This is a genomic window from Sphingomicrobium aquimarinum (genome assembly GCF_039655735.1).
In the GTDB taxonomy this organism is placed as follows: domain Bacteria; phylum Pseudomonadota; class Alphaproteobacteria; order Sphingomonadales; family Sphingomonadaceae; genus Sphingomicrobium; species Sphingomicrobium aquimarinum.
The window spans coordinates 509008-535160 of record NZ_JBBYXH010000002.1 but is presented as its reverse complement, the minus strand read 5'-3'; the positions used below and the strand labels follow the sequence as shown (position 1 = coordinate 535160).

At 66.7% G+C, this 26153-nt stretch carries 33 protein-coding genes; 19 read left to right on the top strand and 14 right to left on the bottom strand.

Annotation, left to right across the window (positions count from 1 at the left end; genetic code table 11):
• Positions 1-25: 25 nt before the first annotated feature.
• Positions 26-151: a type B 50S ribosomal protein L36 gene (ykgO, locus tag WJS89_RS08835; protein WP_006833921.1), complete on the top strand. Its 126-nt coding sequence runs from the start codon at positions 26-28 to the stop codon at positions 149-151.
• An 82-nt stretch (positions 152-233) separates the two neighbouring features.
• On the opposite strand, the gene WJS89_RS08830 is transcribed toward ykgO, so the two are convergent.
• Positions 234-1148 (bottom strand): hypothetical protein, encoded by a 915-nt coding sequence (locus WJS89_RS08830; RefSeq protein ID WP_346340571.1) that lies wholly within the window; start codon positions 1146-1148, stop codon positions 234-236.
• 24 nt (positions 1149-1172) lie between these two features.
• On the opposite strand from WJS89_RS08830, the gene WJS89_RS08825 reads away from it, so the two are divergent.
• The 6 genes from WJS89_RS08825 to WJS89_RS08800 all read left to right on the top strand — a co-directional run bounded on the left by WJS89_RS08825 (position 1173) and on the right by WJS89_RS08800 (position 5745).
• The gene (locus WJS89_RS08825; RefSeq protein WP_346340570.1) at positions 1173-1469 is read left to right on the top strand and encodes a PqqD family protein; all 297 of its coding nucleotides are present in this window, start codon (positions 1173-1175) and stop codon (positions 1467-1469) included.
• On the top strand, positions 1466-3088 hold the full coding sequence (locus WJS89_RS08820; protein ID WP_346340569.1) for an ATP-binding cassette domain-containing protein: 1623 nt from the start codon (positions 1466-1468) through the stop codon (positions 3086-3088). The genes WJS89_RS08825 and WJS89_RS08820 overlap by 4 nt, the downstream gene beginning before the upstream one ends.
• 100 nt (positions 3089-3188) lie before the next feature.
• The gene (locus WJS89_RS08815; RefSeq protein ID WP_346340568.1) at positions 3189-3347 is read left to right on the top strand and encodes a hypothetical protein; all 159 of its coding nucleotides are present in this window, start codon (positions 3189-3191) and stop codon (positions 3345-3347) included.
• 96 nt (positions 3348-3443) lie between these two features.
• Positions 3444-3599, top strand: coding sequence for a hypothetical protein (locus WJS89_RS08810; RefSeq protein WP_346340567.1), 156 nt, complete (start codon positions 3444-3446; stop codon positions 3597-3599).
• A 14-nt stretch (positions 3600-3613) separates the two neighbouring features.
• Positions 3614-5344, top strand: a complete 1731-nt coding sequence (locus WJS89_RS08805) for an asparagine synthase-related protein (protein ID WP_346340566.1) — start codon at positions 3614-3616, stop codon at positions 5342-5344.
• Positions 5341-5745: a lasso peptide biosynthesis B2 protein gene (locus tag WJS89_RS08800; protein ID WP_346340565.1), complete on the top strand. Its 405-nt coding sequence runs from the start codon at positions 5341-5343 to the stop codon at positions 5743-5745. Before WJS89_RS08805 ends, WJS89_RS08800 begins: the two co-directional genes overlap by 4 nt.
• Here the strand turns inward: WJS89_RS08800 and WJS89_RS08795 are convergent.
• Both WJS89_RS08795 and WJS89_RS08790 read right to left on the bottom strand, forming a co-directional pair.
• Positions 5742-6164, bottom strand: coding sequence for a hypothetical protein (locus WJS89_RS08795; RefSeq protein WP_346340564.1), 423 nt, complete (start codon positions 6162-6164; stop codon positions 5742-5744). The genes WJS89_RS08800 and WJS89_RS08795 overlap by 4 nt on opposite strands.
• Entirely contained in the window at positions 6157-6312 is a 156-nt protein-coding gene (locus tag WJS89_RS08790) for a hypothetical protein (RefSeq protein ID WP_346340563.1), read from the bottom strand. Before WJS89_RS08790 ends, WJS89_RS08795 begins: the two co-directional genes overlap by 8 nt.
• Before the next feature lie 126 nt (positions 6313-6438).
• Here WJS89_RS08790 and WJS89_RS08785 point away from each other — a divergent pair, with 126 nt between their 5' ends.
• Positions 6439-7332 carry a peptidylprolyl isomerase gene (locus WJS89_RS08785; RefSeq protein ID WP_346340562.1) on the top strand — a complete coding sequence of 298 codons (894 nt, stop codon included), beginning with the start codon at positions 6439-6441 and terminating at the stop codon, positions 7330-7332.
• Between the two features lie 6 nt (positions 7333-7338).
• On the opposite strand, the gene WJS89_RS08780 is transcribed toward WJS89_RS08785, so the two are convergent.
• The 3 genes from WJS89_RS08780 to WJS89_RS08770 all read right to left on the bottom strand — a co-directional run bounded on the left by WJS89_RS08780 (position 7339) and on the right by WJS89_RS08770 (position 10836).
• The gene (locus WJS89_RS08780) at positions 7339-7596 is read right to left on the bottom strand and encodes a hypothetical protein (RefSeq protein WP_346340561.1); all 258 of its coding nucleotides are present in this window, start codon (positions 7594-7596) and stop codon (positions 7339-7341) included.
• Between the two features lie 91 nt (positions 7597-7687).
• A complete protein-coding gene (locus WJS89_RS08775) occupies positions 7688-10162 on the bottom strand; it encodes an ABC transporter permease (RefSeq protein ID WP_346340560.1) in 2475 nt (824 codons plus the stop codon).
• Positions 10159-10836, bottom strand: coding sequence for an ABC transporter ATP-binding protein (locus WJS89_RS08770; protein ID WP_431993955.1), 678 nt, complete (start codon positions 10834-10836; stop codon positions 10159-10161). The genes WJS89_RS08775 and WJS89_RS08770 overlap by 4 nt, the downstream gene beginning before the upstream one ends.
• Positions 10837-10891: 55 nt before the next feature.
• On the opposite strand from WJS89_RS08770, the gene WJS89_RS08765 reads away from it, so the two are divergent.
• Entirely contained in the window at positions 10892-11521 is a 630-nt protein-coding gene (locus tag WJS89_RS08765; RefSeq protein ID WP_346340558.1) for an arylesterase, read from the top strand.
• Here the strand turns inward: WJS89_RS08765 and WJS89_RS08760 are convergent.
• A complete protein-coding gene (locus tag WJS89_RS08760) occupies positions 11518-11850 on the bottom strand; it encodes a PilZ domain-containing protein (RefSeq protein ID WP_346340557.1) in 333 nt (110 codons plus the stop codon). The genes WJS89_RS08765 and WJS89_RS08760 overlap by 4 nt on opposite strands.
• 219 nt (positions 11851-12069) lie before the next feature.
• Here WJS89_RS08760 and WJS89_RS08755 point away from each other — a divergent pair, with 219 nt between their 5' ends.
• Positions 12070-13380: a L,D-transpeptidase family protein gene (locus WJS89_RS08755; RefSeq protein WP_346340556.1), complete on the top strand. Its 1311-nt coding sequence runs from the start codon at positions 12070-12072 to the stop codon at positions 13378-13380.
• A gap of 80 nt (positions 13381-13460) precedes the next feature.
• Here the strand turns inward: WJS89_RS08755 and WJS89_RS08750 are convergent, their stop codons facing one another.
• On the bottom strand, positions 13461-14099 hold the full coding sequence (locus tag WJS89_RS08750) for a murein L,D-transpeptidase catalytic domain family protein (RefSeq protein ID WP_346340555.1): 639 nt from the start codon (positions 14097-14099) through the stop codon (positions 13461-13463).
• 284 nt (positions 14100-14383) lie between these two features.
• Between WJS89_RS08750 and rpsU the strand changes: the two genes are divergently transcribed.
• Together rpsU and WJS89_RS08740 are read left to right on the top strand one after the other, a co-directional pair.
• Positions 14384-14590 carry a 30S ribosomal protein S21 gene (gene rpsU / locus WJS89_RS08745; protein WP_346340554.1) on the top strand — a complete coding sequence of 69 codons (207 nt, stop codon included), beginning with the start codon at positions 14384-14386 and terminating at the stop codon, positions 14588-14590.
• A gap of 41 nt (positions 14591-14631) precedes the next feature.
• Entirely contained in the window at positions 14632-15183 is a 552-nt protein-coding gene (locus WJS89_RS08740; RefSeq protein ID WP_346340553.1) for an FKBP-type peptidyl-prolyl cis-trans isomerase, read from the top strand.
• Positions 15184-15190: 7 nt separating this feature from the next.
• On the opposite strand, the gene WJS89_RS08735 is transcribed toward WJS89_RS08740, so the two are convergent.
• The 5 genes from WJS89_RS08735 to pyrE are packed head-to-tail and all read right to left on the bottom strand — an operon-like array spanning position 15191 to position 18995.
• The gene (locus WJS89_RS08735) at positions 15191-16312 is read right to left on the bottom strand and encodes an AI-2E family transporter (protein WP_346340552.1); all 1122 of its coding nucleotides are present in this window, start codon (positions 16310-16312) and stop codon (positions 15191-15193) included.
• Positions 16313-16318: 6 nt separating this feature from the next.
• A complete protein-coding gene (gene lepB / locus WJS89_RS08730; RefSeq protein ID WP_431993950.1) occupies positions 16319-17263 on the bottom strand; it encodes a signal peptidase I in 945 nt (314 codons plus the stop codon).
• Positions 17264-17683 carry a holo-ACP synthase gene (gene acpS, locus WJS89_RS08725; protein WP_346340551.1) on the bottom strand — a complete coding sequence of 140 codons (420 nt, stop codon included), beginning with the start codon at positions 17681-17683 and terminating at the stop codon, positions 17264-17266.
• Complete coding sequence (locus WJS89_RS08720) at positions 17680-18423, bottom strand: pyridoxine 5'-phosphate synthase (RefSeq protein ID WP_346341196.1); 744 nt, start codon at positions 18421-18423, stop codon at positions 17680-17682. The genes acpS and WJS89_RS08720 overlap by 4 nt, the downstream gene beginning before the upstream one ends.
• Complete coding sequence (pyrE, locus tag WJS89_RS08715; protein WP_346340550.1) at positions 18420-18995, bottom strand: orotate phosphoribosyltransferase; 576 nt, start codon at positions 18993-18995, stop codon at positions 18420-18422. Before pyrE ends, WJS89_RS08720 begins: the two co-directional genes overlap by 4 nt.
• Before the next feature lie 178 nt (positions 18996-19173).
• On the opposite strand from pyrE, the gene coxB reads away from it, so the two are divergent.
• From coxB to WJS89_RS08695, 4 genes are all read left to right on the top strand, one after another.
• The gene (gene coxB / locus WJS89_RS08710; RefSeq protein ID WP_346340549.1) at positions 19174-20217 is read left to right on the top strand and encodes a cytochrome c oxidase subunit II; all 1044 of its coding nucleotides are present in this window, start codon (positions 19174-19176) and stop codon (positions 20215-20217) included.
• Between the two features lie 14 nt (positions 20218-20231).
• A complete protein-coding gene (gene ctaD / locus WJS89_RS08705) occupies positions 20232-21911 on the top strand; it encodes a cytochrome c oxidase subunit I (protein WP_346340548.1) in 1680 nt (559 codons plus the stop codon).
• Between the two features lie 159 nt (positions 21912-22070).
• The gene (locus tag WJS89_RS08700; protein WP_346340547.1) at positions 22071-23144 is read left to right on the top strand and encodes a winged helix-turn-helix domain-containing protein; all 1074 of its coding nucleotides are present in this window, start codon (positions 22071-22073) and stop codon (positions 23142-23144) included.
• 72 nt (positions 23145-23216) lie between these two features.
• On the top strand, positions 23217-23810 hold the full coding sequence (locus WJS89_RS08695; RefSeq protein ID WP_346340546.1) for a hypothetical protein: 594 nt from the start codon (positions 23217-23219) through the stop codon (positions 23808-23810).
• Positions 23811-23858: 48 nt separating this feature from the next.
• Here the strand turns inward: WJS89_RS08695 and WJS89_RS08690 are convergent, their stop codons facing one another.
• A complete protein-coding gene (locus tag WJS89_RS08690; RefSeq protein WP_346340545.1) occupies positions 23859-24479 on the bottom strand; it encodes a peptidylprolyl isomerase in 621 nt (206 codons plus the stop codon).
• 91 nt (positions 24480-24570) lie between these two features.
• Between WJS89_RS08690 and WJS89_RS08685 the strand changes: the two genes are divergently transcribed.
• From WJS89_RS08685 to WJS89_RS08675, 3 genes are read left to right on the top strand one after another with little or no spacing between them, the layout of a single operon-like run.
• Positions 24571-25479, top strand: a complete 909-nt coding sequence (locus WJS89_RS08685) for a heme o synthase (protein WP_346340544.1) — start codon at positions 24571-24573, stop codon at positions 25477-25479.
• Positions 25476-25625: a cytochrome c oxidase system small membrane protein gene (locus WJS89_RS08680; RefSeq protein WP_346340543.1), complete on the top strand. Its 150-nt coding sequence runs from the start codon at positions 25476-25478 to the stop codon at positions 25623-25625. The genes WJS89_RS08685 and WJS89_RS08680 overlap by 4 nt, the downstream gene beginning before the upstream one ends.
• On the top strand, positions 25622-26152 hold the full coding sequence (locus WJS89_RS08675) for a cytochrome c oxidase assembly protein (RefSeq protein WP_346340542.1): 531 nt from the start codon (positions 25622-25624) through the stop codon (positions 26150-26152). Before WJS89_RS08680 ends, WJS89_RS08675 begins: the two co-directional genes overlap by 4 nt.
• Position 26153: the final 1 nt, after the last annotated feature.

Below are 26153 nucleotides of genomic sequence, written 5' to 3'. Positions count from 1 at the left end.
GACCAATTTAGGCAGGGTATTGGCCATGAAGATCCGTAACTCTTTGAAATCGCTCAAGTCGCGTCACCGCGATTGCCGCGTCATCCGCCGTCGCGGACGGACCTACGTCATCAACAAGACGAACCGTCGCTTCAAGGCGCGCCAGGGCTAATCGTCCTCGCGAAGATCGGCCTTGGTGCCGATCTGATGGAAACGAGATACGCCTCCGGATTTCCGGGGGCGTTTTTCGTGTGTCAAAGGTCGGTGGCGAGATGGGCGACCAGCGCGTCGCGACCTTGCACCAGTCGGTCGAGCGCGAACGGGCGTCGAAAGACAAAGCAGGCGCATCGATCGGCCAGCCGCATTGCCTGGACGAAGCGGCCTTCCTGTCCCGGCATCACGGCCTGCAGCTCGGGCCAGAACAGATTGTCGAGCAGCGCAGCCGCCGCTTCGCGACCCTTTAGCGGTTCAATCGCGAGGTCGCCCCGTTCGAGCCGATAGAGCCGCGTCAACCGGAAGCTGCGATCCCAGGACCGCTCGAGGTCGAGTGCGAGTTGGCGCTTGTTCATGCCGCCGCCCACCTCGGGCGCGTCGGAGATGTCGATCCCCAGCACCTTCGCCGCCGCGGGTCCGAGCTTGATGCGCGGAACGCCGGGAGCGACCCAGGCATCCCCCGCGTCGTCGAAACGGATCGCCAGCAGGTCGTCGCACAGGGGCTCGACCCCCGCCGCCAGCAGCGCCGCCGCCAACGTCGATTTGCCATCGCCCGACTCTCCCAGCACGGCCGCCGCCTCGCCAGCTCCGAACGCGACCGCATTGGCGTGGACCAGCAGGAAGCCGCGCTGGAGCAGCAGCGCGCTCATCGCCCGCCCGAGCAGCCACACGCGGATTTCATGGTCGGGCACGTCATCTCCCGCGATGATCTCGATCCGCTCGCCGCTCGCTACCGTGTACCGCAGGTCGTCGAGGCTGAGCATCAGGGTGGCGTCGGCATCAATCGACCACCACATCTCGTCCTTGGGCGGCGGCTCGGCCGTCCGCTCGAGCAGGATCCGCGCGTCCGCAGCTCCTGTCGCATCGCGCAATTCCGGCAGCGCGAGATCGCTTGCGAACCGCAGTCCGAAGGCGCCGCAGGTCTCGCCTGCACCGTCATGACTCTTGCCACCCATCGCCCCCGTGCGTAGCCAGTTTGCATGCCGAAGGCGACCGCCATCCTGCCGCATCATCGCATTCGCCAGAACCGTTCGATCCCGACCGGCGCGGTCGACGGCGAGCTGATGGCCCTCGATCCCAAGGCCGGCGAAGTCTACGGTCTCGACCCCATCGGGACGCGCATCTGGAATGCCATCGGCGACGGCGCGGATCTCGACCAGATCCTCGACCGGCTCATCGACACCCATGACGTGGAGCGCGACCGCTGCGAGGCCGACGTCCGCGCGTTCCTCGCCGAGTTGGAATCCGCCGGTCTCGTAACCGTGGAGGCTTCGTGAGCGCGGGCGCGGGCGCCCTCATCGCCGACCTGCGTGCCCGCTTCGGCGCGCGCCTTGCCATCTATGTCGCCGTCCAGTTCGTCACCGCGCTGGTCGAAGGCGTCGGCATCCTGCTGCTCCTCCCCCTGCTCGCGGCGCTCAGCGGCGAGGGCCCGGACTGGCTCCCGCCGCTCCCCGCCACGCATGTCGTGCTCGGCCTCTTCCTTCTCGTCATGATCGTGCGCGCAATGCTGATGCTGCTGCGCGGGCGAATGCAGGCAGGCTTCTACCGCGACTATTCGGTCGCGCTGTCGAGCGACGTCGCCGCCGCGCTCGCCACCATGGGATGGCCTGCCGCCAGCGACATCGGCCAGTCGCGCATGCAGCAATATTGGACCAGCGACGTACCGCGCAGTGCCATCGCCGTTTCGCAACTCCTCTCCATTGCCGTGTTCGCCTTGCTGCTCGGGGTCCAGGGCGTGATCGCGCTCGCCCTCTCTCCGACCATGGCCGGCGCCGCCTTCATCCTGCTCCTCCTCGCGACCATCGCCAGCTGGAGCTGGGTGCGTCGCTCGCATCGCCAGGGCGTCGAGCTCGTCGACGCCATCGGCGATGCGCGCGAGAGCGGTTTCGTGTTCCACGCCGGGCTCAAATCCGCGCTCGCCGAAGGTCGCGAGACGCGCTTTCTGGACCGCTTCCGACGACTGATCCGCGCAGAAAATGACGGATATTACGCAATCGACGCCGCCGATGCCGATGCAGGGGTCGCCAACCAGCTTGCCGGCGCCGTCGGCCTCGCCGCGATCCTCTACATCGGTATCGAACTCGTCGCGCTCGATACCAGCGTCCTTCTCCTGTTGCTGCTGCTGTTCGCACGGATGATGGGACCAGCGCGCGCGCTCGTCAGCCAGTATCAGCGGTTCCTCGCTTTTGCGCCGAGCTTCGCTCCTGTTGCCGAGCTCCTCGCACTGGCTCGCCCCGAGCGGGCCGACACGACGGGCGATGAAGCGGCAAGCTGGAACGTCATCGAGGGGCGCAGGCTTCATGTCGGCCCCGCGTCCCAGCCGCTCGGTCCCTTCGAGGTCAGGCTGGAGCGCGGTGGGTGGCTGGGGCTTTCCGGCCCCTCCGGCGCGGGCAAGTCGCTGCTCGTCGACACGATCGCCGGACTGATCCCGCCCGCGCGCGGCGACCTCTATCTCGACGGCGCTCCCTTCGATCCCGCCGCGCGACCCGGCTGGCGCGAAGGGCTCGCCTATCTGGGTCAGGACGGCAGCCTGCTCGGCAATCGTCCCCGATCCATGCTCGACCTTCCCGCCGATCCCGATCAGGAGCGTCTCGAGCACCTGTTTGCCGCCTTCGGCTTGGTTGACCTGATGGCCCGGCTCGGATCGCTCGACGCGCCGATCGGGGACCGCGCCACGCAGATTTCGGGCGGCGAACGTCAGCGCTTCGCGCTCGTGCGCGCGGTGATGCGTTCGCCGAAGTTGCTGATCCTCGACGAGGCCACCGCCGCACTCGACCTCGCAGCCGAGGAACATGTACTCGCGGCACTCAAGGCCGAATTGCCCGACACGGCCGTCATCCTGGTCAGCCACCGCCCGCAGAGCCTAGCGCATTGCGATCGCGTCATTTCCTTCTGACGCCCGATCCTGCGTTTACCGAACGTTTACGCTGATCGTTCAATTACGGGTTCGAGGGCCATCGAATCGGTCCTCGTTTCACGTTGGACCCGTAGTTGTCATGACCGCACGAGCGCGCCTTGCCTGGACCACACCGAGCCTCTCGAGGCTGTCGGCCAAGGGCGCGCGCATGCCTGACCGCAATCCTTCGGGCGAGGGCGCGAGCGGCAAGCTCGGCCAGAGCTGCGGTTTCGGGAACAATGGGCCGTGCGCGAGCTGACGCATCCTACTCGACAGATTCCACCCCAAACGTTAAGGCCCGTTAAGGATTTCGGTTCGCACGCTGTGGACCGATCGCGTGACGGGGACGGGGTGGATGAACGATCAATCGAAACTCGGTTGGACGCGGCCGGTGCTGAGTCGCCTTTCGGCAAAAGCCGCGCAATCGGGCAACGTCTCGTGCGGAGAATCCGTGTCGCCGCGCGTCGGCAACAACGGCAACGCCTACGCCCCCTGCCCCACCCCCTCCTGACCGCTTCTCGATAAGTGCACTTCCCCACGATCGACGTCCGTCCCTTCGACGACGCCGCGCGGGGACAGGCCGACGCCCGTCTCGATAACTCGGCGCTGACCTTAATCGGCGATATCGACGATCGCGCAGGACTGGTCGAAATCGTCGGCACGGCAGGGCAATCGCTCGGCGACGCCGGCCTGCTGTTGCGCGCCCTCGCGAAACGGGGCGTCGATGCGCTTCACGGTCTCGAAGGGCGGTTCGCGGGTGTGTATCGCCAGGGTGAGGACGCGCTGCTCTTCCATGACGCGCTCGGTCTCCAGCCTCTCCACTATCGCTTTCACGATGGCGCCCTCCACGTTCATTCCGATGCACTCCCGCTCGCCGACCTCGGCGGCAAGGCGAGGATCGACGAGAAATGGCTGGGCGATTATCTCTTTCTCCTGCCGGAAGAGGATCTGCGCTCCCCCTTTGCGGGCGTGCGCCGCGTGCCCGCCGGATGTGCCGTCCGGGTCACACGCGAGGGCAAGGAGACGCTGGAGCGCTGGTGGAAACCATCGCTCGACCCGATCGAGACATGCTTCGACGAGGCGCTTCGCCGCAGCGAAGACCTCCTCGACGAGCGGCTTCTGGGACAAGGGGGCGCGCCACTGCTTCTCTCCTCGGGGGTCGACAGCAACTCGATGCTGACCCGCCTCGCGCAGGCGGGAGAGCTGGGCGACGCCATCACCGGCTCACCGTCGCCCCACGCCGACGTGCTGACCAACGCCACGACCGACGAATATCCGCTCGCCCATGCCGCCTACGGTAGCGTCGGCGGCAGCGGCGACCATCACCGCCTCCGCGCGGCACCTTCGGGTCTCCGCGAAGCGATCGAATGGGCGTTCGAGACCTTCCAGCGCCCGGTCTACAATCCGACCAATCTGGGGTGGATGGACGGCTGCCACGCGCTGGCGAAGGGTCTTGGCGCGACCCGATTGTTCGATGGCACGCAGGGCAATTTCACGATCGGCAATTTCGGCGTCCACCCCGTCGTCGCCATGGCCGCCGAAAAGCGCTGGGGCGACCTTGCCGCCCGCACGCTGCGCCACCGCGGCTACGGCCTCAAGACCGCGCTGCGCGACGCCCCGCCCGAATGGCTGGCCCGCCTCCAGATCGGCGCCAGCGCCTCGCGCTTCGCGAAAAAGGCCTTCATGCGAACGGAATCCGATGGCGGCCGCCACGCCATCGCCCGTGCCCGCGACAACCTCATTCGCCTCAACCATGACGGCGATGCCATTCCGCATCCGCAGCGCCGCCTCCACGAGATCATCCTCCATCTCGACCTTGGCGTCCTACAGCGCGCGCCGCTGCGCCGCCACGGGATCGAACTTGTCGACCCCTTCCTCAACCGTCGCCTCGTCGAGTTCGCGTTATCGCTTCCCAATTCGATCTTCACCGACGGGCGGTATTATCGCAAACTCCAACTCGCGATGCTCGACCCTCGGTTGCCGGAAATCGTCCGCACGGGCGGCGCGGGCGGCGTGCAGGGCGCCGACTGGCGTGCCGCGGCGCTGCGCGACGCGGGCCTCTTCAAACAGGTCATCGACCGCATCGAGGACGGCCATGACGCGGCCTCGTTGTTCGACACGCGCGCGCTTCGCAAGGCGCTCGCCGAGTGGCCCGCGTCGGGCTGGGACGACTATGAGCGCATCTACAAATATCGCGTCGCCATGATGCGCGCGCTTACCGGCGCGGCGTTCGTGCAGTGGCTGGCGGATCGATGACCCGCCTGCCCAGAACCGTCATCGCCGAAGCGCTTGCCGAACTGTTGCGCGCCCGCGTCGCGCTCAAATTTCGCAAGTTCGACACACTCGTCCCGCGAAGGGAGCGTCAATTCCCCGGCGCCGATGACGCGACCATTCGCATGGTCGCCCGCGTGCTGGACGGCTGGACGCGTCGGCTCCCCTGGCAACCGGTCTGCTTCGACCGCGCAATCGCTGCCGAGCGCATGCTTGTGCGCCGCGGTCATGACGCTGTGCTCCATTATGGATCCCGGCGCGGCAACGATGGCCTCGAGGCGCATGTCTGGGTGTCGAGCGGTGGTGCGCCCGTGGTCGGACACAAGCAGGCTGGAGACTTCACGGAACTGGCGCGCTTCCCGCCCGCCGATCCATCGCGGACCTAGGGTTCGTTCGACCCCGGCTCGACCGGCGACACCTCGGGCTGGTTCTCGCCTTCGCTGTTGAGCCGCGTAATGTCGCAGGCGGGTAGGCCCTGTTCGACGACGTCGGCGCAGTAGCGGATCTGCGCGGTATCGTCGCTGCCGACGAACACCGCCCAATCGACATCGGCGTCGCAGCGCGCGGTCCACATGTCGAGATTTTCATATTGGGTGACATAGCCCGAATAGAGCACCCGCTCGCACGTTCCGCCGGCGCCGCGGATCGCCCGCTTGATCGCAATGTCGCGGTTGACGGCCGAGAGTTCGAACAATCCGTCCTGCAGTTCCCCACGCACTTCGACGGGGGCGTCGGTCTGCGTGTCGGTGTCTCCGCACGCGGAAAGCAGCGCGGCTCCGGCCGCGATCGTGAACAGGCTACGCATGAGGCGTGCCCTCGGGTTCGAAGCCCTGCTCCTCCTCCACATCCTCGGCCAGCGTCTGGAGGGCCCTGCGGATGATCGGGTCGCCGCTCGTATCTGCCATCGCGCGCAAATCCTCGGGCGATAGACGTTGGTGCTGCATCTCGCTCATGTGTCGGGCAATGAACAAACGTGCGTAAAGTTTCCCGACAGGGCATCTCTTTGTCAGCGACTTGCGCTTTTTTGCAACACTGCCATGCTGCGCCTCGACCGTTTCCAGCATTCAAGGAACCTCCCCATGCTTCTCGCGCTCGCCTCGCTTTTCTCGCTCGCTGTGCAGGACGCCGCGCAGCCCGCTCCGCTCCCGAAAATGACTCCGGGCGACGTCGTCGATAACGCCCCCGAGAGCGCCTGGGCCGAAATCGACGCCGACCACCTTCTCATCGTCGATCTGACGGGAGACCGCCGCGTCGTCGTCCAGCTCAACAGCGCCTTTGCGCCCGAGCATGTCGCCAATATCCAGCGCTTCGCCCGCAACGCGCACTGGTCGGGGGCCGCCGTCTACCGCGTCCAGGACAATTATGTCGCGCAATGGGGGATCGGCGATGAGGAACGCCCCGTCCCCGCCGGTGTCGTCGAACGGCCGGCTGCAGAATATGTTCGCCCCGTCGACGGTCTCAAGGTCGTGGGCCTCGGGTCGTCGGACAGCTATGCGGCTGCCGCCGGCTTTTCCGATGGATGGCCCGTCGCGCTCTACAACGACGGGACCGCCAGCCTCACCCATTGTTACGGGGCCGTCGGGGTCGCGCGCGGAATGTCGCCCGACACCGGGTCGGGCAGCGAACTCTATGCGATCATCGGCCACGCGCCGCGCCATCTCGATCGCAATATCGCGATCGCGGGGCGCGTCATCGACGGGATCGAGCATCTCTCTTCCCTCCCGCGCGGGTCGGGAGCGCTCGGCTTCTACGAAAGCGACGAGCCCAAGACGGGCATCGAGCGGGTGGTGCTCGCGAGCATGCTCGTCGAGGAGCCGGCGCCTCGGTACGAAGTGATGCGCGAGGATAGCGATAGTTTTGCGCGCTATCTCTCGGTGCGCGCCAACCGCAACGACGATTTCTATCGCGTACCGGCGGGCGGGGTCGACATCTGCAACCTCAATATCCCGATCCGCGAGGTCGAGGCGAACTAGTCGCGCCTAGAGCGCGCGCAGGTCGCGATGATGGACCGCGCGCGGTTCGTGCGCGCTGCTGACGCGCCAGCCGGAGGTGTCCTGCACGCTTTCCGACAAAGGCATCGCCGTCGCGCAGCGCGCGCATTCGGCCGACACGCGTCCGATCAGCCAGTTCGTCTGGCCGCAGCTCGGGCAATGGTTCACTTCGCGCTCGCGATAGACGGCGTGGTAGCCGCGGGTCGCATAAGGGGCGCGCATGGTCGGAATGGGCTGTGAGGCCATGAGAATTTCCTTTCGAAAGGGTTAAACGCCCCAATTCGCGGACGGTTTCCCCAGCCCCGTTTCGCCATCTCGTTTCGGGAAGGTTCCGACCTTAGCGCGCTCGGAGGGCGCGTCCCGTCGAGCGTCGCAGCACCGGGCGGATCGCCAGCATCGCGGAGCCCATCGCCAGTGCGATCGCCGCCAGCGCGAGCAGCGACAATGCCATCATGTCGGGGCGGAAAGCGATGTCGAACTGCTGCGTGATCGCGAGCCAGGCGAGGAACAGTCCCGTCCCCATGGCAAGCGCCACCGCCGTCACCGAAAGGATTGCGAATTCGACCAGTTGGCTCGCCACGAGCTGCCCCGATCGCGCTCCGACCAGCCTGAGCAGCGTGATATCGCGCGCCCGCGCGGCGCGCGTCGCCACTACCGAGCCGGCCAGCACGATCACGCCGATCACGATCGCGAGCGCCACCGCGATGCGGATCGCGGCATCGAGCGCGGTCAGCACCGAGCGGACTTCGGCGATGACATTGGCGACCGAGACGGCGGTCACCATCGGCAGCGCTTCGGCAAGATCGCGCTCGAAGCTGCCGGAGACCCCCGCCGCGCCGGGCTCGAGCGTCGCCATCAGCGAATAGGGGGCCGCCTCGAGCGTTCCGGGCGCAAACACGATGCCGAAGTTGAAGCCGAAACTCTGCCAATCCACCGATCGCAGCGCGGCGATCCGCGCGGTCACCTCGCGCCCCGCGATCGAAAAGGTCAGCGTGTCGCCGACCCCGATCCCGAGATCCGCCGCCGCCTCGTCCTCGAGGCTGATGAGCGGCGGGCCGGCATAGTCGCTGGCCCACCATTCGCCTGCCGTGACGCGATTGCCCTCGGGCACCTCGGCGGAGAAGGTGAGGCCCCGGTCGCCGCGCACCAGCCAACTGCGCCGGTCTTCAGGCAAATCGCCGACCGCGACACCGTTCACCTCGGTCACCGACCCGCGCAGCGTCGGCACGACGCGCACATCGCCGCCGGGTGCCGCTCCCTCCGCCACCCGGCGAAGGTCCGCTTCGCGCTCGCGCGGCACATCGATGATGAAGTGCGAGGGCGCGCGTTGCGGCACGGCCTGGTCGATCTCCGCCAGCAGGCTCTGCCCGCCCGCACCCAGCGCGACGAGGATCGAAAGTCCCAGTCCCAAGGCCAGCACCAGCCGCTGCGTCGCATTGCCCGGCCGGTCGAGCGCGCCGACGCCCAGTCGCACGATCGGCCCGCCGCGGTGCCGCAAGGCCCGCGCCGCGCGCCGGACAATCCATCCGAACAGCATGAAAACGAGCGCCAGCACGAACAGACAGCCGATCGCGATCGCCGCCAGCAAGGGCTCGCTTGCCGCGATCAGAAGAAGCGCCAACACCGCCGCGCTCGCCAGCGCGGGAACGAACCAGTCGCTCCACCGTCGCTCGACATCGCCCGGCGCCGCCGTTTCGCGCAGCGTCGCCTTGGGACTCGTCCGCAGTGCCGCCACCAAGGGCCGCCACGCCACCGCGAGCGTCGTCGCCAAGCCGACCGCAGCCGCCAGCGCCAGCGCGCCCCAATGCGGCCCGGGGTCGGGCGCGAGCGGCAAGCGGTCTCCGACCGCACCGCCGACGATGACGGGAGCCAGTGCGCCCAGCGCCAGCGCGGGAACGATCGCCGCCAGCGCCACCAGCGCGATCTCGATCATCAGCATTCCCGCGAGCGGTCGGCGGGTCGCGCCGAGCAGCTTCAACCGCGCGATCGTCTCGCGCCGCGATGCCGCAAAGGCCCGCATCGCGCTCCCGATGCCCAGCGCGCCGATCCCCAGCGCCGCAATCGCGACGAACAAGAGCATGTCCCCCGTCGAGGCCACGAAGCGCTGCGTGCCGCCCGCCGCGCCTTCGCGCGTCGAGCTTTCCCAGCCGATCGGCTCCAGTTCCTCGACCAGCGCTTCTGCGCTGGCGGCGGGGTCGGTCGCATCGTCGAGCAGGAGCCGCACCTGATATTCGACGAGGCTTCCCGGAACGACCAGTCCGGTGCGCTCGATGCCCTCCATCGTCAGGAGCGCAGGCGGCGCGAAAAGGAAGGTCCCGCCCGGCATGCGCATGATCGTCCCGCTGACGGTAAAGCTCGCCTCGCCCAGATCGACGCTGTCGCCGACCTCGAGCCCCGCGCGCGTGGCCGCCTCGGTGCCGATGGCGATTTCCTGCCCGTTCGCGGGCGCGCGTCCCTCGCCCTCGACCGTGCCCGCCAGCGGATAGGCGTCGTCGCCCGCGCGCAGGTCGATGAGCGCGATGTCTTCGTCGGTCACCAGCATGGCGCGGGTCGAGATCGCCTCGCTTACCGTGCCCGCCGCGCGCAGTCGTTCAAGCTCCGCCTCGGTCGCGGGGCGCTGGGCATTGCTGACCATGATATCGCCGCCGAGGATCGAGCGGCCGCTGTCGTCGATCGCGCTCTGCATCGCCGCGACGAGGCTGAGCACCGCCGCCAGGCCCGCGACCGACAGAAGCAGGCAGGCGAACAGCAGCCCCAGCCCGCCGAACCCGCCCTTGAGATCGCGCCGCGCCAGCGCCCAGCCGAGGCTCATTCGCCGAGGCGTCCGTCGCGCATGTGCAGCGTGCGGTCCGCCATCGCGGCCAGCTCGGGATCGTGGGTGATCACCACCAGCCCCGCGCCTTCCCCGCGCGCGCGCTCGAACAGCATGTCGACGATCGCCGCCCCCGTGGCGCTATCGAGATTCCCCGTCGGCTCGTCTGCCAGCAAAAGGTCGGGCCCCGTCGCGGTCGCCCGCGCGATCGCGACGCGTTGTTGTTCGCCGCCCGACAGTTGGGACGGGTAGTGATTCATGCGCCCAGCGAGCCCGACCCGTTGCAGCTCGGCCGCCGCGCGTTCGCCCGCGTCGCGGCGTCCCGCCAGTTCGAGCGGCACCGACACATTCTCGAGCGCGGTCATGGTGGAAAGCAATTGGAAGTCCTGCAGCACGATCCCGATCCGTCCGCCGCGCAACCGCGCGAGATCGTCCTGCGAGAGGCCGCCGAGTTCCTGTCCCAGCACCGCAACCTGCCCTTGGTCGGGCCGCTCGAGGCCTGCGATCACGCTCATCAACGAACTTTTCCCCGACCCCGAGGGCCCGAGGATCGCCAAGCTCTCGCCCGGTTGCAGCGTCAGGTCGAAGCCTTTGAGGATGTCGACACGGCCGGCGCCGCTGCCGAGGCCGAAATGGACGTCGCGAAGGTCAAGGAGGGGTTCGGTCATCGTCATGGGGAGCTAGGGTGATTGCGCGAGGGTTGCAATCGGGCTAGCCCCTCAAAGGTCCATGCTCCGCCTTCTCCTCCTATCCATCGCCTTCCTGACGAGCGCCGCTCCCGGCAGCGCGCAGCGGGTCGAACCGCGCACGATCCTTGCCTTCGGTGACAGCCTCACCGCCGGTTACGGGCTCGACGAGGGTTTGGGCTTCGCGCCCCAGCTCGAGGATGCGCTCCGCCGCGAGGGTATCGCCGCGACCGTCGTCGATGCGGGCGTATCGGGTGACACCAGCAAGCAGGGCCTCGATCGCGTCGACTGGACGCTGCAGTCGCTGGAGGCCCGGCCCGAACTCGTGATTCTCGAACTGGGCGGCAACGACATGCTCCGCGCGGTCGATCCCGCCGACACCGAAGCCAATCTCTCGGCGCTGATCGAGCGCTTCCAGGCAGAGGACATGCGCGTGCTGCTCGCCGCCATCCCCGCCGCGCGCAACTATGACGCCGACTATATCGCGCGCTTCGAGGGCGTCTACGAGCGGCTGGGCGAGAAATATGGCGTGACCGTCGCGCCGTTCCTTCCGGATGTCCTTGCCGAGGAAGAGGCCATGCTGCTGCCCGATGGCGTCCACCCGACCTTCAAGGGGATCAAGGCGATCGTCAGCGCTTTCACCCCCGTGGTCGTCGGGGAGCTGACGCCCTAGCCGCCGGCGAGCAGGCCGGCCACGTCGACGGTCTGCGCGAATTCCGCCCCGAGCCGCGCTCCGGCCACCCATTTGACGAGCGCGCTCTGCCGGTCGGCACCCGGCACCATCAGCCAGATGCGCGCGCCGACCTCGACATCCTCGGTGCCAAGGATTTCGGCCTGGAAGCCGTGGGCCGACACGTCGATCAGCCTTACCTCGAAGCCCTCCGCGCCCATTTCGCGGAGCTGCGCTTCGAGCTCGACCGTACGACGCTCGCCCCGCCGCCGCTCGACGGCAGGATCGACGGGCGCGATGCGCGCGGTGTGACCTTCGTTCGCCTTCGTCATCGCGTTCCTGTTTGACGCCATAAAAGCGTATCGCCAAGCCTCATCATGACCGACCCCCCGATGCGAACGAGCAATGTGTCGCCGTTAAGCGACAGATCGAGCAAATCGGAGGGCGATCTTTTCCTTTTCGTTCAGCTTCGATATTGTTGCTAAGTGCTAGAGGCACAAGCGATAAATGCCATATGGGGTGGCATCGCCAACAGGATGGACCTTTACTCAATGAAACGCGCCACGATCGCCCGACTGACCGCAACGACGATGATGCTGCCGCTGGCAGCCGCCATCGCCGCACCGCAGGAGGCGCAGCCGGCGAAGGTCCAGCCCGTCACCACGCAGGATGTACAGCCGTCCGATGCGCTGTCGAACCCCAAGACCGCAGAGCCCGTCGAAAAGCTTCCCGTCTGGCAGGCGGAAGACGTGCAGGAACTGCTTTCCTATATCGACGTCATTCACAAGCACGGACTGACCGCGGCCGACTATGATCCCGCGGGCCTTCGCTCCGTCATCGCCGCCGGCGACCAGGCGCAGGTATCCGCCGCCGCCACCCAGCGGTTCGAGGAACTCGCCCACGACCTCGCGCTCGGCCATGCCGGCGAGAAAGCGCGGATCGACTGGCACATCGTCGATCCCGATCTCGACCGCGAGGGCATGCTCCGCTATCTCACCGAGAAGGCGCTCTACGACAATGCGGTCACCGCAACGCTCGACGGGCTGATGCCGACGCACCCGCAATATGCCGCCCTCAAGAAGGCGCTGGCGAAGGAAGTCGCCAAGGGTGCCAAGGCGAGCGCGGCCAAGGTTGCCGAGATTCGGCTCAACATGGACCGCTGGCGCTGGCTGCCGCAGGATCTCGGCGAGCGCTACATCATCGTCAACGTCCCGGCCTATACCGCGGCGCTGGTGGAAAACGGCGAGACCGTCTCGCGCCACCGTGCGGTCGCGGGTGCCAAGAACACGCCGACCCCGCAACTGTCGGTCGAGGCGACGGGGGTCATCTTCAATCCCTATTGGAACGTCCCCAAGTCGATCGAGCCCGAAGTGCGCGGCAAGGCCGGCTATGAGGCGGTCAAGAACAATGACGGCAGCGTCAGCTACTGGCGCCAGCCGCCGGGTCCCTCGAATGCACTGGGCCGCGTCAAGTTCGTGATGTACAACCCGCACCTCATCTACCTGCACGACACCAATGCCCGCGGCCTCTTCAACGCAGAGGAACGCGCGCGCAGCCACGGCTGTATCCGCACCGAGAATATCCTGAAGCTGGCGACGATCCTCCTCGAGGAAGATGGCGGCGACTGGTCGGCGGCCAAGACGGCCGACGTCGTCAATTCCGGCGAGAATACGGGCGCACAGTTCGTGAAGCCCATTCCCGTCCACATCGTCTATTTCTCGGCGGTCGCGAAGGCGGACGGCGACATTCTCGCCTATGACGACATCTACGCGCGCGACAAGGCGGTGATGGCGGCGCTGAACGACGGACCCAAAGCGCGCGATCCGCTCGCGCCCAAGCCCGAAGCGGTCGCCAGCCTCTAGGCGCGCTTCCCTAGACGTCAAAAAAAGAAAGCCCCGTCGTTTCCGGCGGGGCTTTTTTTGTTTCGTCGGGGTGTGGCAGCCTAGCCGAGTTTGTCGGCGTAGATCATCCGCCCGTCGCCCAGAAGGTTCATGGCGCTCCAATGGTCGCGCTGGCCGAGCGCGAAACAGCCCTGGCTGCGTCCGAGCTTGCCATGCTTGGTGACCATGTCGGCCTCGGCATACCAGGCCGGGTGCATGACGATGTACCGCGAAAAGGCATTGGAGTTCGTGTCGTCCAGCCCGTGGAGCTTCATCGAGAGCCCGTATTTGCCGTGATAGCGGTTGGCGGTCAGATACGTGCCGCTCGAGCTGGCATTGCTGCCTTCGCGGTTCGAGAAATGATCGAGAAAGCCGTTGTGGTTGCGGTCCGAGCCGCTGCCATGGCTGACCAGAAAATGCTCAGCATTGCCCGAGGCGAGATCGACGATGTGAAAACGCCTCTCGTCCGAACGCTGGGTGTAATCGACGATCCCGATCCGGTCGCGGTTGCGGATGCGCGCGCCGTGCCGGTCGAGAGCGGCCTTGGCGCGTTCGAACAGAAGCGGGCTGATCCCGGCGGGCGCGCGGAGCGATCCGGCCACCGAAATCGATTTGGGCGCGGCAAGGGCCGTTCCCGGCAGCGCCATCAGCCCCGCTCCCGCCATTCCGGTTTTCAGTAGATCACGCCGTCCAAGTCCCATGCCTGGTTCCCCTCCCCGATAGAAATTAGGAATTCCTTATAAACTACAGGGTGTTAACGGGTCATTAGCGTGTTCCGTCGACTCGTCGCACTCGCCTCACGGCTCGCCGAGCGAAGGTTCAGGCGACATCCACGACAGGATGTGCTACAAGGTTGCCATTCGCGGCGCTCCCTGTTAGGGGCGCGCCTTCATCGCGGGCCGATTTGCGGCCATGCGACCCGATTCTTTCAACGTATTGCGGGGCCCGATAATGCGCGGCCCGGCACAAGGAGCTGGTGTTTTTTATGCAGATTATCGTTCGCGACAACAACGTCGAGCAAGCGCTGCGCGCGCTCAAGAAGAAGCTGCAGCGTGAAGGCGTCTATCGCGAGATGAAGCTGCGCCGCCACTACGAGAAGCCGTCCGAAAAGCGGGCGCGCGAGAAGGCTGCCGCGGTTCGCCGCGCGCGCAAGCTCGAGCGCAAGCGGATGGAACGCGAAGGCGTCCGCTAAGCTTCTCCTTTCCTCCCCTTGATACGACGGGAGTTCGACACATGTCGGCAACGCAGGTTCCGCTGCGCCCCATCGCCAAGGGGTCGCTCACCAAATTCTGGATCGCCATGGCGGCGCTGGTCGCCATCGCGTTGGCGCTCGCCACCTGCACGGTCACCCCGCTGCAGGGCCAGACGAGCGCGACCGGCGTGAACGTACGCGTCGTCGAGGAAGGCGAAGGTGATCCGCTGACGACCAACGATGCCGCGATGGTCGAATATCGCGGCATGATCGCCGACAGCGGCGAGGTCTTCGACGAGAATATCGGTGCCCCGACGCCGATGATCAGCCAGGGATTGATCCCGGGTTTTGCCGAAGCGTGGACCAGCATGCGCGAGGGCGGCACCTACCGGATCTTCCTCCCCGCCGAGCAGGCCTATGGGTCGAGCCCGCCGCCGGGCGCACCGATCCCCGCCGATGCCGATCTGATCTTCGAAGTCACGATCCGCGAGGTTGCGCGCGATATTGCCCCGATGCTGATGCAGCAGCAGCAGCAGATGATGGGCGGCGCGCCCTCCGGGCCGCCTGCCGGGGAGGTTCCGCCAGCGGAGTGATGGCGCCTTAGCTCAACAATTCAGGCCGGTCGTTTCTTCTGGAAGCGGCCGGCTTTTTCGTTGGCGCAGATGCAGGGTCGTTCTGCCTGGAATATTGCTCGAGCGCCGCCTTGATCGCCGCCACCACCGGATCGGCGATCATCAGCCCCAGGATGCCGAAGAGCGTCCCCATCACGATCTGGGTCGCGAGCACCAGCGCGGGCGCCAGATCGACCGTGCGCCGGGCAATCATCGGAATGACCACATAGCCGTCGAAATTTTGCACGAAGAGATAGACGAAGATGGCGTAGAAGCCCGCGTTCTGGCTCAACGAGAAGCCGACCGCCACCATAAGCACGCCCGAAATCGCCGCGCCGACATTGGGAATGAAGGCCAAGAGCCCGGTCAGCAGCGCGAGCAGCCCCGCCAGCGGAAAGGGCTCGAGCCCGACCAGCCGTGCGCCGAGCGTCAGCATCACGTAGGTGAAGATGCCCTCGATCAGCATCCCCAGGAGTCGGCCCGCGAGCAGACGCCGCAGCGCCCAGCCGACATGGTCCGAAATTTCGAAGAAGGACGGGCGCATCCGGCGCGGGAGCATCCAGGCGACCCCGCGATCGTAGAGGCGCGGCTCGGCGGCGATGAAAATCCCGATGACGATGATCAGCACCGCCGCAGTCACCGCCCCGATCGCCGTACCGAGGAGGCTCGTGACCCGCCCGACCGAGGAGAAGAGCTGCCCCGACACATCGTCGAACGAGAGGCCGTCCGCCAGTCCCGTGCGGTCTGCCCAGGCGAACAGGCGCTCGACCTGGCCGATGACCACCTCCTGGAGCGCGGCGAACTGCTGGAAAAAGGCCGTGCCCGCCGAATAGGCCGTCCAGCCGATGAAGCCGACGAAGCCCAAAATGACGAGCAGCAGTCGCCATCCCCGTGCGATGGGCAAGACTTTTCCAAGCAGCCGTGTCCCCCCGTCTAGCAGAACGGCGAACACCATGCCCGCGATGATCAGAAGCAAGGCAGCGGCGGCCAGGATGATGATGCCGAAGAGCATCGCCATGCCGAGCCAGATGAGCGCTTTCTTGACCTCGAAGCGCAGCCTCGGATCGTCGATCTCGGTCGGGCCGGCAGTCTGCTCTTCGTCCCCGTTCACGCGGCGCTACTCCTCCTCGACCCCACCGCGCAGGCTGGACCAGCTGCGGCGATCGCGCAAGCTCGCCAGCCAGCTCGCGGGGTGCCAGCTGGTCGTCCCGTCGAGGCTGAAGGTGATGAATTCCGCGCGCCCGCCGATCCGCTCGACCGGGACCGGCCCGCCCAGCCCGCCGAATTCCACGTCGACGCGACTGTCCGACGAGCGGTCGCGATTGTCCCCCATCAAGAAGACGTGGCCTTCGGGCACGGTGATCGGTCCATATTCGTCGCTCGACTGGCGATAGCCGAAGTCGACCGTGTCGTAGGCGACCCCGTTCGGCAGCGTCTCGCGCACGATGGGGAGACGGCAATAGGTCTCGCCATCCTCGCCGCGGACCCGTGTCCCATCATAGACGTGGCAGGGCATGTTCCCGTCCACGGGGATATGGGCTGCGGGCCGACGCTCGCTCGGCACCGCCTTGCCGTTGAGCACAAGACGCCCGCCGGTGAGTGCGATCGTATCGCCGGGCAGGCCGATGACCCGTTTGATATAATCGTCCGAGCGCGTGGGCGGGGTGACGATGACGATATCGCCGCGTTCGGGGTAACGCCCGAACAGCCGTCCCCTGGTCTCGGGCAGCACGATGCTCCACGGTTCGGCCGGCTGGCCGAGCAGCAGCATCCGCCCCATCGCGGCGGGGTTGGGAATGGTCGGCGAGACATGGCTGTAGCCATAGGGATATTTGCTCACCACCAGCCGGTCGCCCTCGAGCAGCACCGGCATCATCGATTCCGACGGGATGTAGAACGGCTTGGCGATGAAGCTGTGGAACGCCAGCACCGCTATCATCACGAAGAACAGGCCGCGCAATTCTTCCCACACCACGCGCCCCACGCGCCGCGCGGTCCAGCGCTGGCGGGCGGGCTCGGCGGCGGGCGCCGCATCGGCTTCGGGCGGGACGGGCTCGCTCACTCAGGCCCCGTCGACCTCGGCCGTCGGGCGGGCTTCGAGGATCACGAAGGCCTGCGCCCAAGGATGGTCGTCGGTCAGCGTCACGTGCACGATGATCTCGTGACCCGCAGGCGTGAGCGCGTCAAGCCGCGCCCTCGCACCGCCCGTCAGCGCCAGCGTCGGCGCGCCGGAGGGAGCGTTCACCACGCCGATGTCCTTCATGTAGACGCCGCGCTTGAAGCCCGTGCCGACCGCCTTGGAAAAGGCCTCCTTGGCCGCGAACCGCTTCGCGTAGGTCCCGGCGATCGTGTAGGGCCGCCGCCGCGCCTTGGCCCGCTCCACATCGGTGAAGACGCGATCCTCGAACCGCTCCCCGAACCGCTCGAGCGAGGCCGCGATCCGCTCGATATTGCACAGGTCGCTCCCCAGCCCGACGATCATCCGCGCGCCGCGTCCATCAAATGGCGCATCCTGAGCACGGCCGGCTCCAGCCCCGTGAAGATCGCCTCGCCGATGAGATAATGGCCGATGTTGAGTTCGGCCAGTTGGGGGATGGCCGCGATCGGCTGGACGTTCTCGTAGGTAAGGCCGTGGCCCGCATGGGGCTCGATCCCGTTTTTCGCCGCCAGCGCCGCCATGTCCGCGACCCGGCGCAGCTCGCGCTCGACCCGCTCCGCATCGCCGTCGAGTCCCGCATGCGCATATTCGCCCGTGTGAAATTCTACCACCGGCGCGCCGAGCCGGTGGGCGGCGTCCAGTTGCCGCTCGCTCGCCTCGATGAAGAGACTGACGCGGATCCCCGCCTCTTTCAGTGTATCGACATAGCGTTGAAGATGGTTGTGCTGCCCCGCCGCATCGAGCCCGCCTTCGGTCGTCCGCTCCTCGCGCTTCTCGGGCACGATGCAGGCGGCATGCGGCTGGTGCCGAAGCGCGATGGCCAGCATCTCGTCGGTCGCAGCCATCTCGAGATTGAGCGGCAGGTCGGTGGCATCCTGGATCCGCCGCAAATCCTCGTCGCGGATGTGTCGCCGGTCCTCGCGCAGATGCGCGGTGATTCCGTCGCCCCCGCACGCCGCCACGATCTCGGCCGCGCGCACCGGATCGGGATGATCCCCGCCCCGCGCGTTCCGCACCGTCGCGACATGGTCGATATTGACCCCTAGACGCAGCGGCGGGCTCAGGCTCGGCTCCCCGGCTTGACCGGCGGAATAGCGGCGAGCTCGTCGGGCAATTCCTCGGGATCGTAGGTCGGAATATCGAGATCCAGCAGCGTGAAGAACGGCACGCCCAGTTCACCGCCCCCGCCGCGATCGACCAGCGCGACCTCGGCGATCACCTCGCCGCCCTCGCGCCCGACCGCCGCGATCGCCTCACGGCTCGACAGGCCCGTCGTCACGACGTCCTCGACCATCAGAACGCGCGCGCCCGACTCGAGAGCGAATCCGCGGCGCAGATGAAACGCGCCATCGGGCCGCTCGAGAAACATCGCTTCCCGGCCGAGGGCCCGCCCCATTTCGTGCCCGATGATCACCCCGCCCATCGCCGGCGAGACCACGACATCGATGCTCTCGCGCAATTTTGCCGGGATGCGGTCCGCCAACGCCTCTGCCAAGCGTGCCGCGCGCGCCGGGTCCATCAGCACGCGGGCGCACTGAAGGTAGGTGGCACTGCGCCGTCCCGACGAGAGGATGAAATGTCCTTCCAGCAGCGCCTTTGCGCTACGGAATTCGGCCAGAACCTGGTCCCTGGTCACCCTCGTCTCCCTTGCTTTCGACGCCGTCAATAAGCCCCGCGCCGCGCCCCGTCCAGCGCCCCCCGACCCCCGTCTTTTCGACGGCCTTGAGTGCGGGGGGTCACCTGCGTATAGAGGCCCCGAGAATCTGGGCGGGACGACTTTGTTCCGCACGCCGTTTCGATTTCAAGGGTCCCTGATGACGACGATCATGAAAAGCTGGATGCTGGCGTTTGCCGCACTCTTCCTCGCGCTGGCCTCGCAGCCCGCGCACGCCACCGTGCAGACGCCGATCGGCGAGCAGGTCGCGGCCCAGCCGGGTCTCGACGCGGCCCCGGAGGCCGAAGCCCCCGCATGGACGGGCGCCGATGCGTCGACCACGGGCGTGGGCCCCACGGGTTCGATGGGCATCCAGACCCAATATACCGAGAACGGCCAACGCGCGCTCGGCTTCCACAACAACATGCTGATGCCGCTCATCACCGCGATCAGCCTGCTGGTGCTCGTCCTCCTGCTCTATGCGATGGTCCGCTTCCGTCGCAGCGCCAACCCGGAGCCCAGCCGCACCACGCACCATACCTGGCTCGAAGTCGCATGGACGATCCTTCCCGTCATCGCGCTGCTGGTCATCGCGGTCCCCTCGATCGGGCTCATCCGCGCCCAGTACGATCAGCCGCCCGCCGACGTGACGGTCAAGGTCATCGGCAACCAGTGGTACTGGGAATATGAATATCCCGACCATGGCGGCGTCTCGATCGTGTCGAACATGCTCAAGGAAGAGGACGATCCCTCGCTGACCGAAGGCCAGCGCTTCCGCACCGACGCCGACGGCCCTGCGCTGCTGGCGGTCGACGAGCGCCTCGTCGTGCCCGCGGGTGCGGTGGTGAAGCTGATCCTCACCTCCAACGACGTCATCCATTCATTTGCCGTTCCAGCCTTCTGGCTCAAGATGGACACCGTCCCGGGACGCCTCAACGAGACCTGGTTCAAGGTCGACAAGCCGGGCGTCTATTTCGGCCAGTGCTCCGAACTGTGCGGCGCGCGTCACGCCTACATGCCGATCGCCGTCGAAGTCGTCGAACCGGAACAGTTTGCGGCCTATATCGCGTCGAAGGGCGGCACCATGCCGGGCGCGACGCCCGCCGCCGCCGACACGGACGCGAGCGACGATGCCGCCATCGACGGCACGCCCGCCGATGCCGAACCCACTGACGCGACGCCCGCCGTCGATCCGACCGTTTAAGGACAAGCCGACCCATGGCCACCACCGCTGACCAGCTCCACCTCCAGTCTGCCGACAGCCACGACGCGCACGCGCACGACGCCGACCACAAGCCGGGCTTCTTCGCCCGCTGGTTCATGTCGACGAACCACAAGGACATCGGCACGCTCTACCTCATCTTCGCGATCATGGCGGGGATCATCGGTGGCGCGATCTCGGGCATTATGCGGGCAGAGCTCGCCGAGCCCGGCATCCAGATCCTCACCGGCGCATGGCCGTTCGGTGCGGGGGCGGAAGCGACCTTCGACGAAGCGCTCCACCACTGGAACGTTCTCATCACCGCGCACGGCCTCATCATGGTCTTCTTCATGGTGATGCCCGCGCTCATCGGCGGTTTCGGCAACTGGTTCGTGCCCATCATGATCGGCGCGCCCGACATGGCCTTTCCGCGCATGAACAACGTCTCCTTCTGGCTGACGGTTACCGCTTTCATCCTGCTGCTTGCCTCGGCCTTTGTGCCCGGCGGCACGGGAACCGGCGCGGGCACCGGCTGGACGGTCTATGCGCCGCTCTCGACGTCGGGCTCGGCGGGCCCCGCGGTCGATTTCGCCATCTTCTCGCTGCACCTTGCGGGCGCGGCGTCGATCCTCGGCGCGATCAACTTCATCACCACCATCTTCAACATGCGCGCGCCGGGCATGACCCTGCACAAAATGCCGCTGTTCGTCTGGTCGGTGCTGGTCACCGCCTTCCTCTTGCTGCTGGCGCTCCCCGTCCTCGCGGGCGCGATCACCATGCTGCTGACGGACCGTAACTTCGGCACCGCCTTTTTCGACGCGCAGGCGGGTGGCGACCCGATCCTCTACCAGCACCTGTTCTGGTTCTTCGGCCACCCCGAAGTGTACATCATGATCCTGCCGGCGTTCGGCATCGTCAGCCAGATCGTCGCCACCTTCAGCCGCAAGCCCGTCTTCGGCTATCTCGGCATGGCCTACGCGATGGTCGCGATCGGCGTCGTCGGCTTCGTCGTCTGGGCGCACCACATGTTCACGATCGGCATGAGCGTCGACATGAAGATGTACTTCACCGCGGCCACGATGATTATCGCGGTGCCGACGGGGGTGAAGATCTTCTCGTGGATCGCCACCATGTGGGGCGGTTCGATCAGCTTCCAGACCCCGATGCTCTGGGCGATCGGCTTCATCTTCCTGTTCACCGTGGGTGGCGTCACGGGCGTCGTGCTCGCCAACGGCGGCGTGGATAACTACATGCACGACACCTATTACGTGGTTGCGCACTTCCACTACGTGCTGAGCCTCGGTGCGGTGTTCGCGCTGTTCGCGGGCTTCTACTACTGGTTCGGAAAGATGAGCGGGAAGCGCTACAACGAGTTCCTCGGCAAGCTGCACTTCTTCGTCATGTTCGCAGGCGTGAACATCATCTTCTTCCCGCAGCACTTCCTGGGCCTAGACGGCATGCCGCGTCGCTATCCGGACTATCCCGAGGCGTTCGCCTACTGGAACCAGATTTCCAGCATCGGCTACCTCGTCATGGCGGCCTCGATGGGGATCTTCTTCATCAACATCTTCTGGAGCCTGGCGCGCGGCAAGCCCGCCCCGGACAACGAATGGGGCGAAGGCGCCACGACGCTCGAATGGAGCCTCTCGAGCCCGCCGCCCTATCACCAGTTCGAGACCTTGCCGCGGGTTGACTAGGCAAGGCACCGAGCAAAACGAAGAGGCCGTCCCCCAGGGCGGCCTTTTTGTTTTGTCGAAGAGATGCCGAGCCGCGGACGGCCTGCGCGCCACCCGCGCGACAGGACCGACGGGCCAAGCCGCCTTGGCCCGCCTGCCCCGCCCTGCTAGCCAATTCCCATGACCCCCGCCGAGCAAACCTCCCACCGTTTCGGCCCTTTCACGCTCGACGAACGGCAGGCCCTCCTTACACGTCACGGCGAGCCCGTATCGATCGCCCCCAAGACGCTCGATCTCCTCACCGCGTTTGTCCGGCATCCCGGCGACCTGCTTTCCAAGGACGACCTGTTCGATGCCGCCTGGCCCGGCGTGACTGTCGGCGACGAAGCGCTGACGCAGGCGATCAAGGATCTCCGCAAGACGCTGGGCGACGACGCCGGTGCTCCCACCTACATCGCGACCGTGCCCAAACGTGGATACCGGTTCATCGCACCGGTCGCGTCAGGCTTGGACGACGAGCGTCCCGCCGAGCGTCGAACGGACGCTGCGACCCCACGCCCAATTTCGATGCTGCGCGCCATCATCGGCGGTACGCTGGGCGGCGCGGCGGCGGGGCTGATCGGCGGGCTCGTCTATGGAATGATCGCCGGTTCGGGCAATGATGCCGCGCTCGTCATCGTGACCGTCATGACGGTCATCACCGTCCTCGTTGCCGCGCTCGGCGCCCTCGGGCTCCTGCTCGGGATGGCTGCGGCCAGCCGCATCGCGGGGCGCGACTTCACCTTTCTCACCTTGGGCGCGGCCATCGGCGGATTTCTCGTCGGCGATCTCTTTCATCTGCTCGCCAGCGGAAGTTTCTCCTTCCTGCTCGGCACGCCCCACGACGATTTTACGGGCGGCCTAGAAGGCGCCATCCTCGCCGCGGGGATCGCGCTCGGTGCCGGCCTCGGCGGCGGCACCGCTGGACGCTGGCCACGCCCCATCCTCGGCGCGGGCATGGGCGGCGGTATCGCCGGTGCCCTCATCAGCCTTGGCGGGGGCAAGCTGATGGCCGCGAGCCTGCTCGGCCTCGCGCGCAAGTTTCACGGCACCGCGATCGACGACGGCGGGCTCGCCGGGCTGGCGGAGAACTTCGGTCCGCTCCCGCAGGCCCTGAGCGCGGGCATGGAGGGATTGCTCTTGGGCAGCCTCCTTACCGCGGGCGTTATAGTGGCAATTCGCAGAAATCAGCCGCTCCTCACAGCTTCCTCATAGGTCGCTCATGCCTTTTGCGTCGACGGTGCGCATCCTTCAGGCTCGTTCAATCAATCTGAAAGTGCCTGTCCCATGACCGCTCAAACGCTCGACGACGACCGCCTCCTCAAGACCCTCCGGCCCATCGCCTGGGCGCTCGTCGCTTTCCTCGTCGCCCTCCCCGCCATCGCCACCGCCCTGGGCGCCGAGGGCGTTGACTGGGGCAGCGAGGACTATATCGCCGCCGCGATCCTGTTGGGCGGCGCGGGCCTCGTCGTCGAACTCCTCGTCCGCGTCAGCCGCGACTGGAATTACCGCATCGCCGCGCTGCTCGTGACCTCCGGGGCGCTCTTCACGCTCTGGTCGAACCTCGCGGTCGGCATCGTCGGCAACGAGGACAATCCGATCAATATCGGCTATTTCCTCATCGTCCCGCTGCTTGCGCTCGGAGCGACTGTCGTGAAGCTCAAAGCCGCCGGAATGGCCGCCGTCGCCCGGGTCGCGGCGACCTTCTATATCGGGATGGGCATCGCCGCCTTCGCCAGTGGCCAAGGCAACCCCGCGCCCTTCATTATCGGCATCCACGCGGTCTTCGTGACCATCTTCGCAGGGGCCGGCCTGTTGTTTCAGCGGGCGGCGAACACCGGCGCAAAGGCGACGAATCGCGAGAAAATGGTAGAGATGTAGAGGTCTTTAGCGGAGTCGAGGGAGCCAATGGTCGGCACCGAATGACGGTCAGCCCTCGACCCGCTTCGCCGCATCGATCGTCACCGGTTTGGCCAGCATCTGGCCCTTCATCACGCCCTCGCCCGCATCGGGATCGGTCGGGGCAGCGAAGATGGCTTCGACCACGTCCATCCCCTCGATCACGCGGCCGAACGGCGTGAAGCCGTGGAAGCTGTCCGAGGCGTCGAAGCCCGGGATGTCGGTGAGTGCGATGAACCAGTCGGCCCGGCCCTGCCCCGGCTCGGGCGCGATCAGCGAGATCGTGCCGCGCTTGTGGAGAATGCCTGTCTCGGCGGTCGATTCGTGTGCCACGGGGTCGAGCAGTCGATCGGTGCGGCGCACTCCGAACTGCGCGATGCCGGCATCGCCGTAAGGCATGGCCCGATAGAAGGTCGCGCCTTCGAGATATCCTTCATCGAGATAGGCGAGGAAATTGTTGGCGGTGATCGGCGCGGCGCCGGTCTCGAGTTCGAGGACGACCGGCCCCTTGGCCGTCTCCAGCCGGACGCGCACCGTCTCACTCACCTCGCCCTGCGCTTCGGGCGCGGCGATCTGTGCGGGGTCGGTGGGCGGCGGGGCGGCGTCCTGAAACAGGAGCGCGAGGGCGGCGAGCGGGGCGAGGATCATCATCCCGCCAGCCTAGCGCGAGGCGAACCTGTTACAAAGCCTTTCGTCTCCATTTGATTCATCGCTTCAAGGCTTTATAGGCTCGCACCGACCCATGGAAAACGCTGCCACGACCTCTCCGCGCATGCCCGCCAGCGCCAGCGACCTGTTCGCGCTGACCAAGCCGCGCGTGATGAGCCTCGTCGTGTTCACCGCGCTGTGCGGCCTGCTCGCGGCGCGCGCGCCGATCCATCCCGTGTTGGGCTTCACCGCGATCCTCTGCATCGCGCTGGCAGCGGGCGCGAGCGGCGCGCTCAACATGTGGTACGAGGCCGACATCGACGCCAAGATGAAGCGCACCGCGAGCCGCCCGCTCCCTTCGGGCCGCGTCGAGCGTCCCGCCGCGCTGCAACTCGGCCTCGGCCTGTCGCTGCTTTCGGTGGTGCTGATGGGCATGGCGACCAACCTGCTTGCCGCCGCGATCCTCGCCTTCTCGATCTTCTTCTACGCGGTCGTCTATACGATGTGGCTCAAGCCGCGAACCGCGCAGAATATCGTGATCGGCGGCGCGGCGGGCGCTTTTCCGCCGATGATCGGCTGGGCGGCGGTGACGGGCGACGTGACGGCGCTCCCGGCGCTGATGTTCGCGATCATCTTCCTGTGGACCCCGCCGCACTTCTGGGCGCTGAGCCTGTTCGTGCGGATGGACTATGCCGCCGCCGGCATTCCCATGCTTCCCGTGGTGCGCGGCACCGCCGAGACGCGCCGACAGATCGGGCTGTACACCATCCCCATGGTCATCGCGGCGGTCCTGCCCTGGCCGCTGGGGCTTGCGGGGTGGCTCTACGGCGTATCGAGCATCCTCCTCAACGCCGCCTTCGCTTGGGCAGCTTGGCGCGTCTTCACCAATCGCGCCGAAGAGGTCGAGGGCATGGGCCCCGAAAAAGCCCTGTTCAAATATTCGATCCTCTACCTGTTCGTCCTGTTCGCGCTGCTCACCTTCGACCGGATCCTGATTGCATGACCGACCCACTCCCGCCCCTCGACGAAAAGGAAGTGCGCCGGCGCCAGCGCCAGCGCTCGCGCATCACGGCGCTGCTGCTGCTCGCCTTCGTGGCGCTCGTGTTCGGAATCACCGTCGTCAAGATGGGACTGGCGGCCGCCTCATGAGCACGGCGATCGAGCGCAACAACGGGAAGGTCGCGCTGCGGGCCGCGCTGTTCGCCTTGCTGATGCTCGGCGTCGCCTTCGCTGCGGTGCCCGCCTATCGTGTCTTCTGTCAGGTGACGGGCTTCGGCGGTACCACGCAGGTCGCCGACCAGGCACCGGGCGCGGTGGCGGGCGAGATCGGCGTCCGGTTCGACGGCAACGTCTCGGGAGGCCTGCCGTGGAAGTTCGAACCGGCTGAACGGGTGCGCATCCATCCCGGCGAGCGCACCGTCATCAACTACAAGGCGACCAACCTGACAGCGCGCGAGACGATGGGCACCGCGACCTTCAACGTCTCGCCCGTCCAGGCCGGACCCTATTTCTCCAAGATTGAATGCTTCTGCTTCACCGAGCAGACGCTGAAAGGCGGCGAATCGGTCGAGATGCCCGTGGTCTTCTACGTCGACCCCGCCATCCTCGAGGACGAGGACACCGCCTTCATCGACGAGATCACGCTTTCCTATACGTTTTTCCCGGTGGAAAAATGAG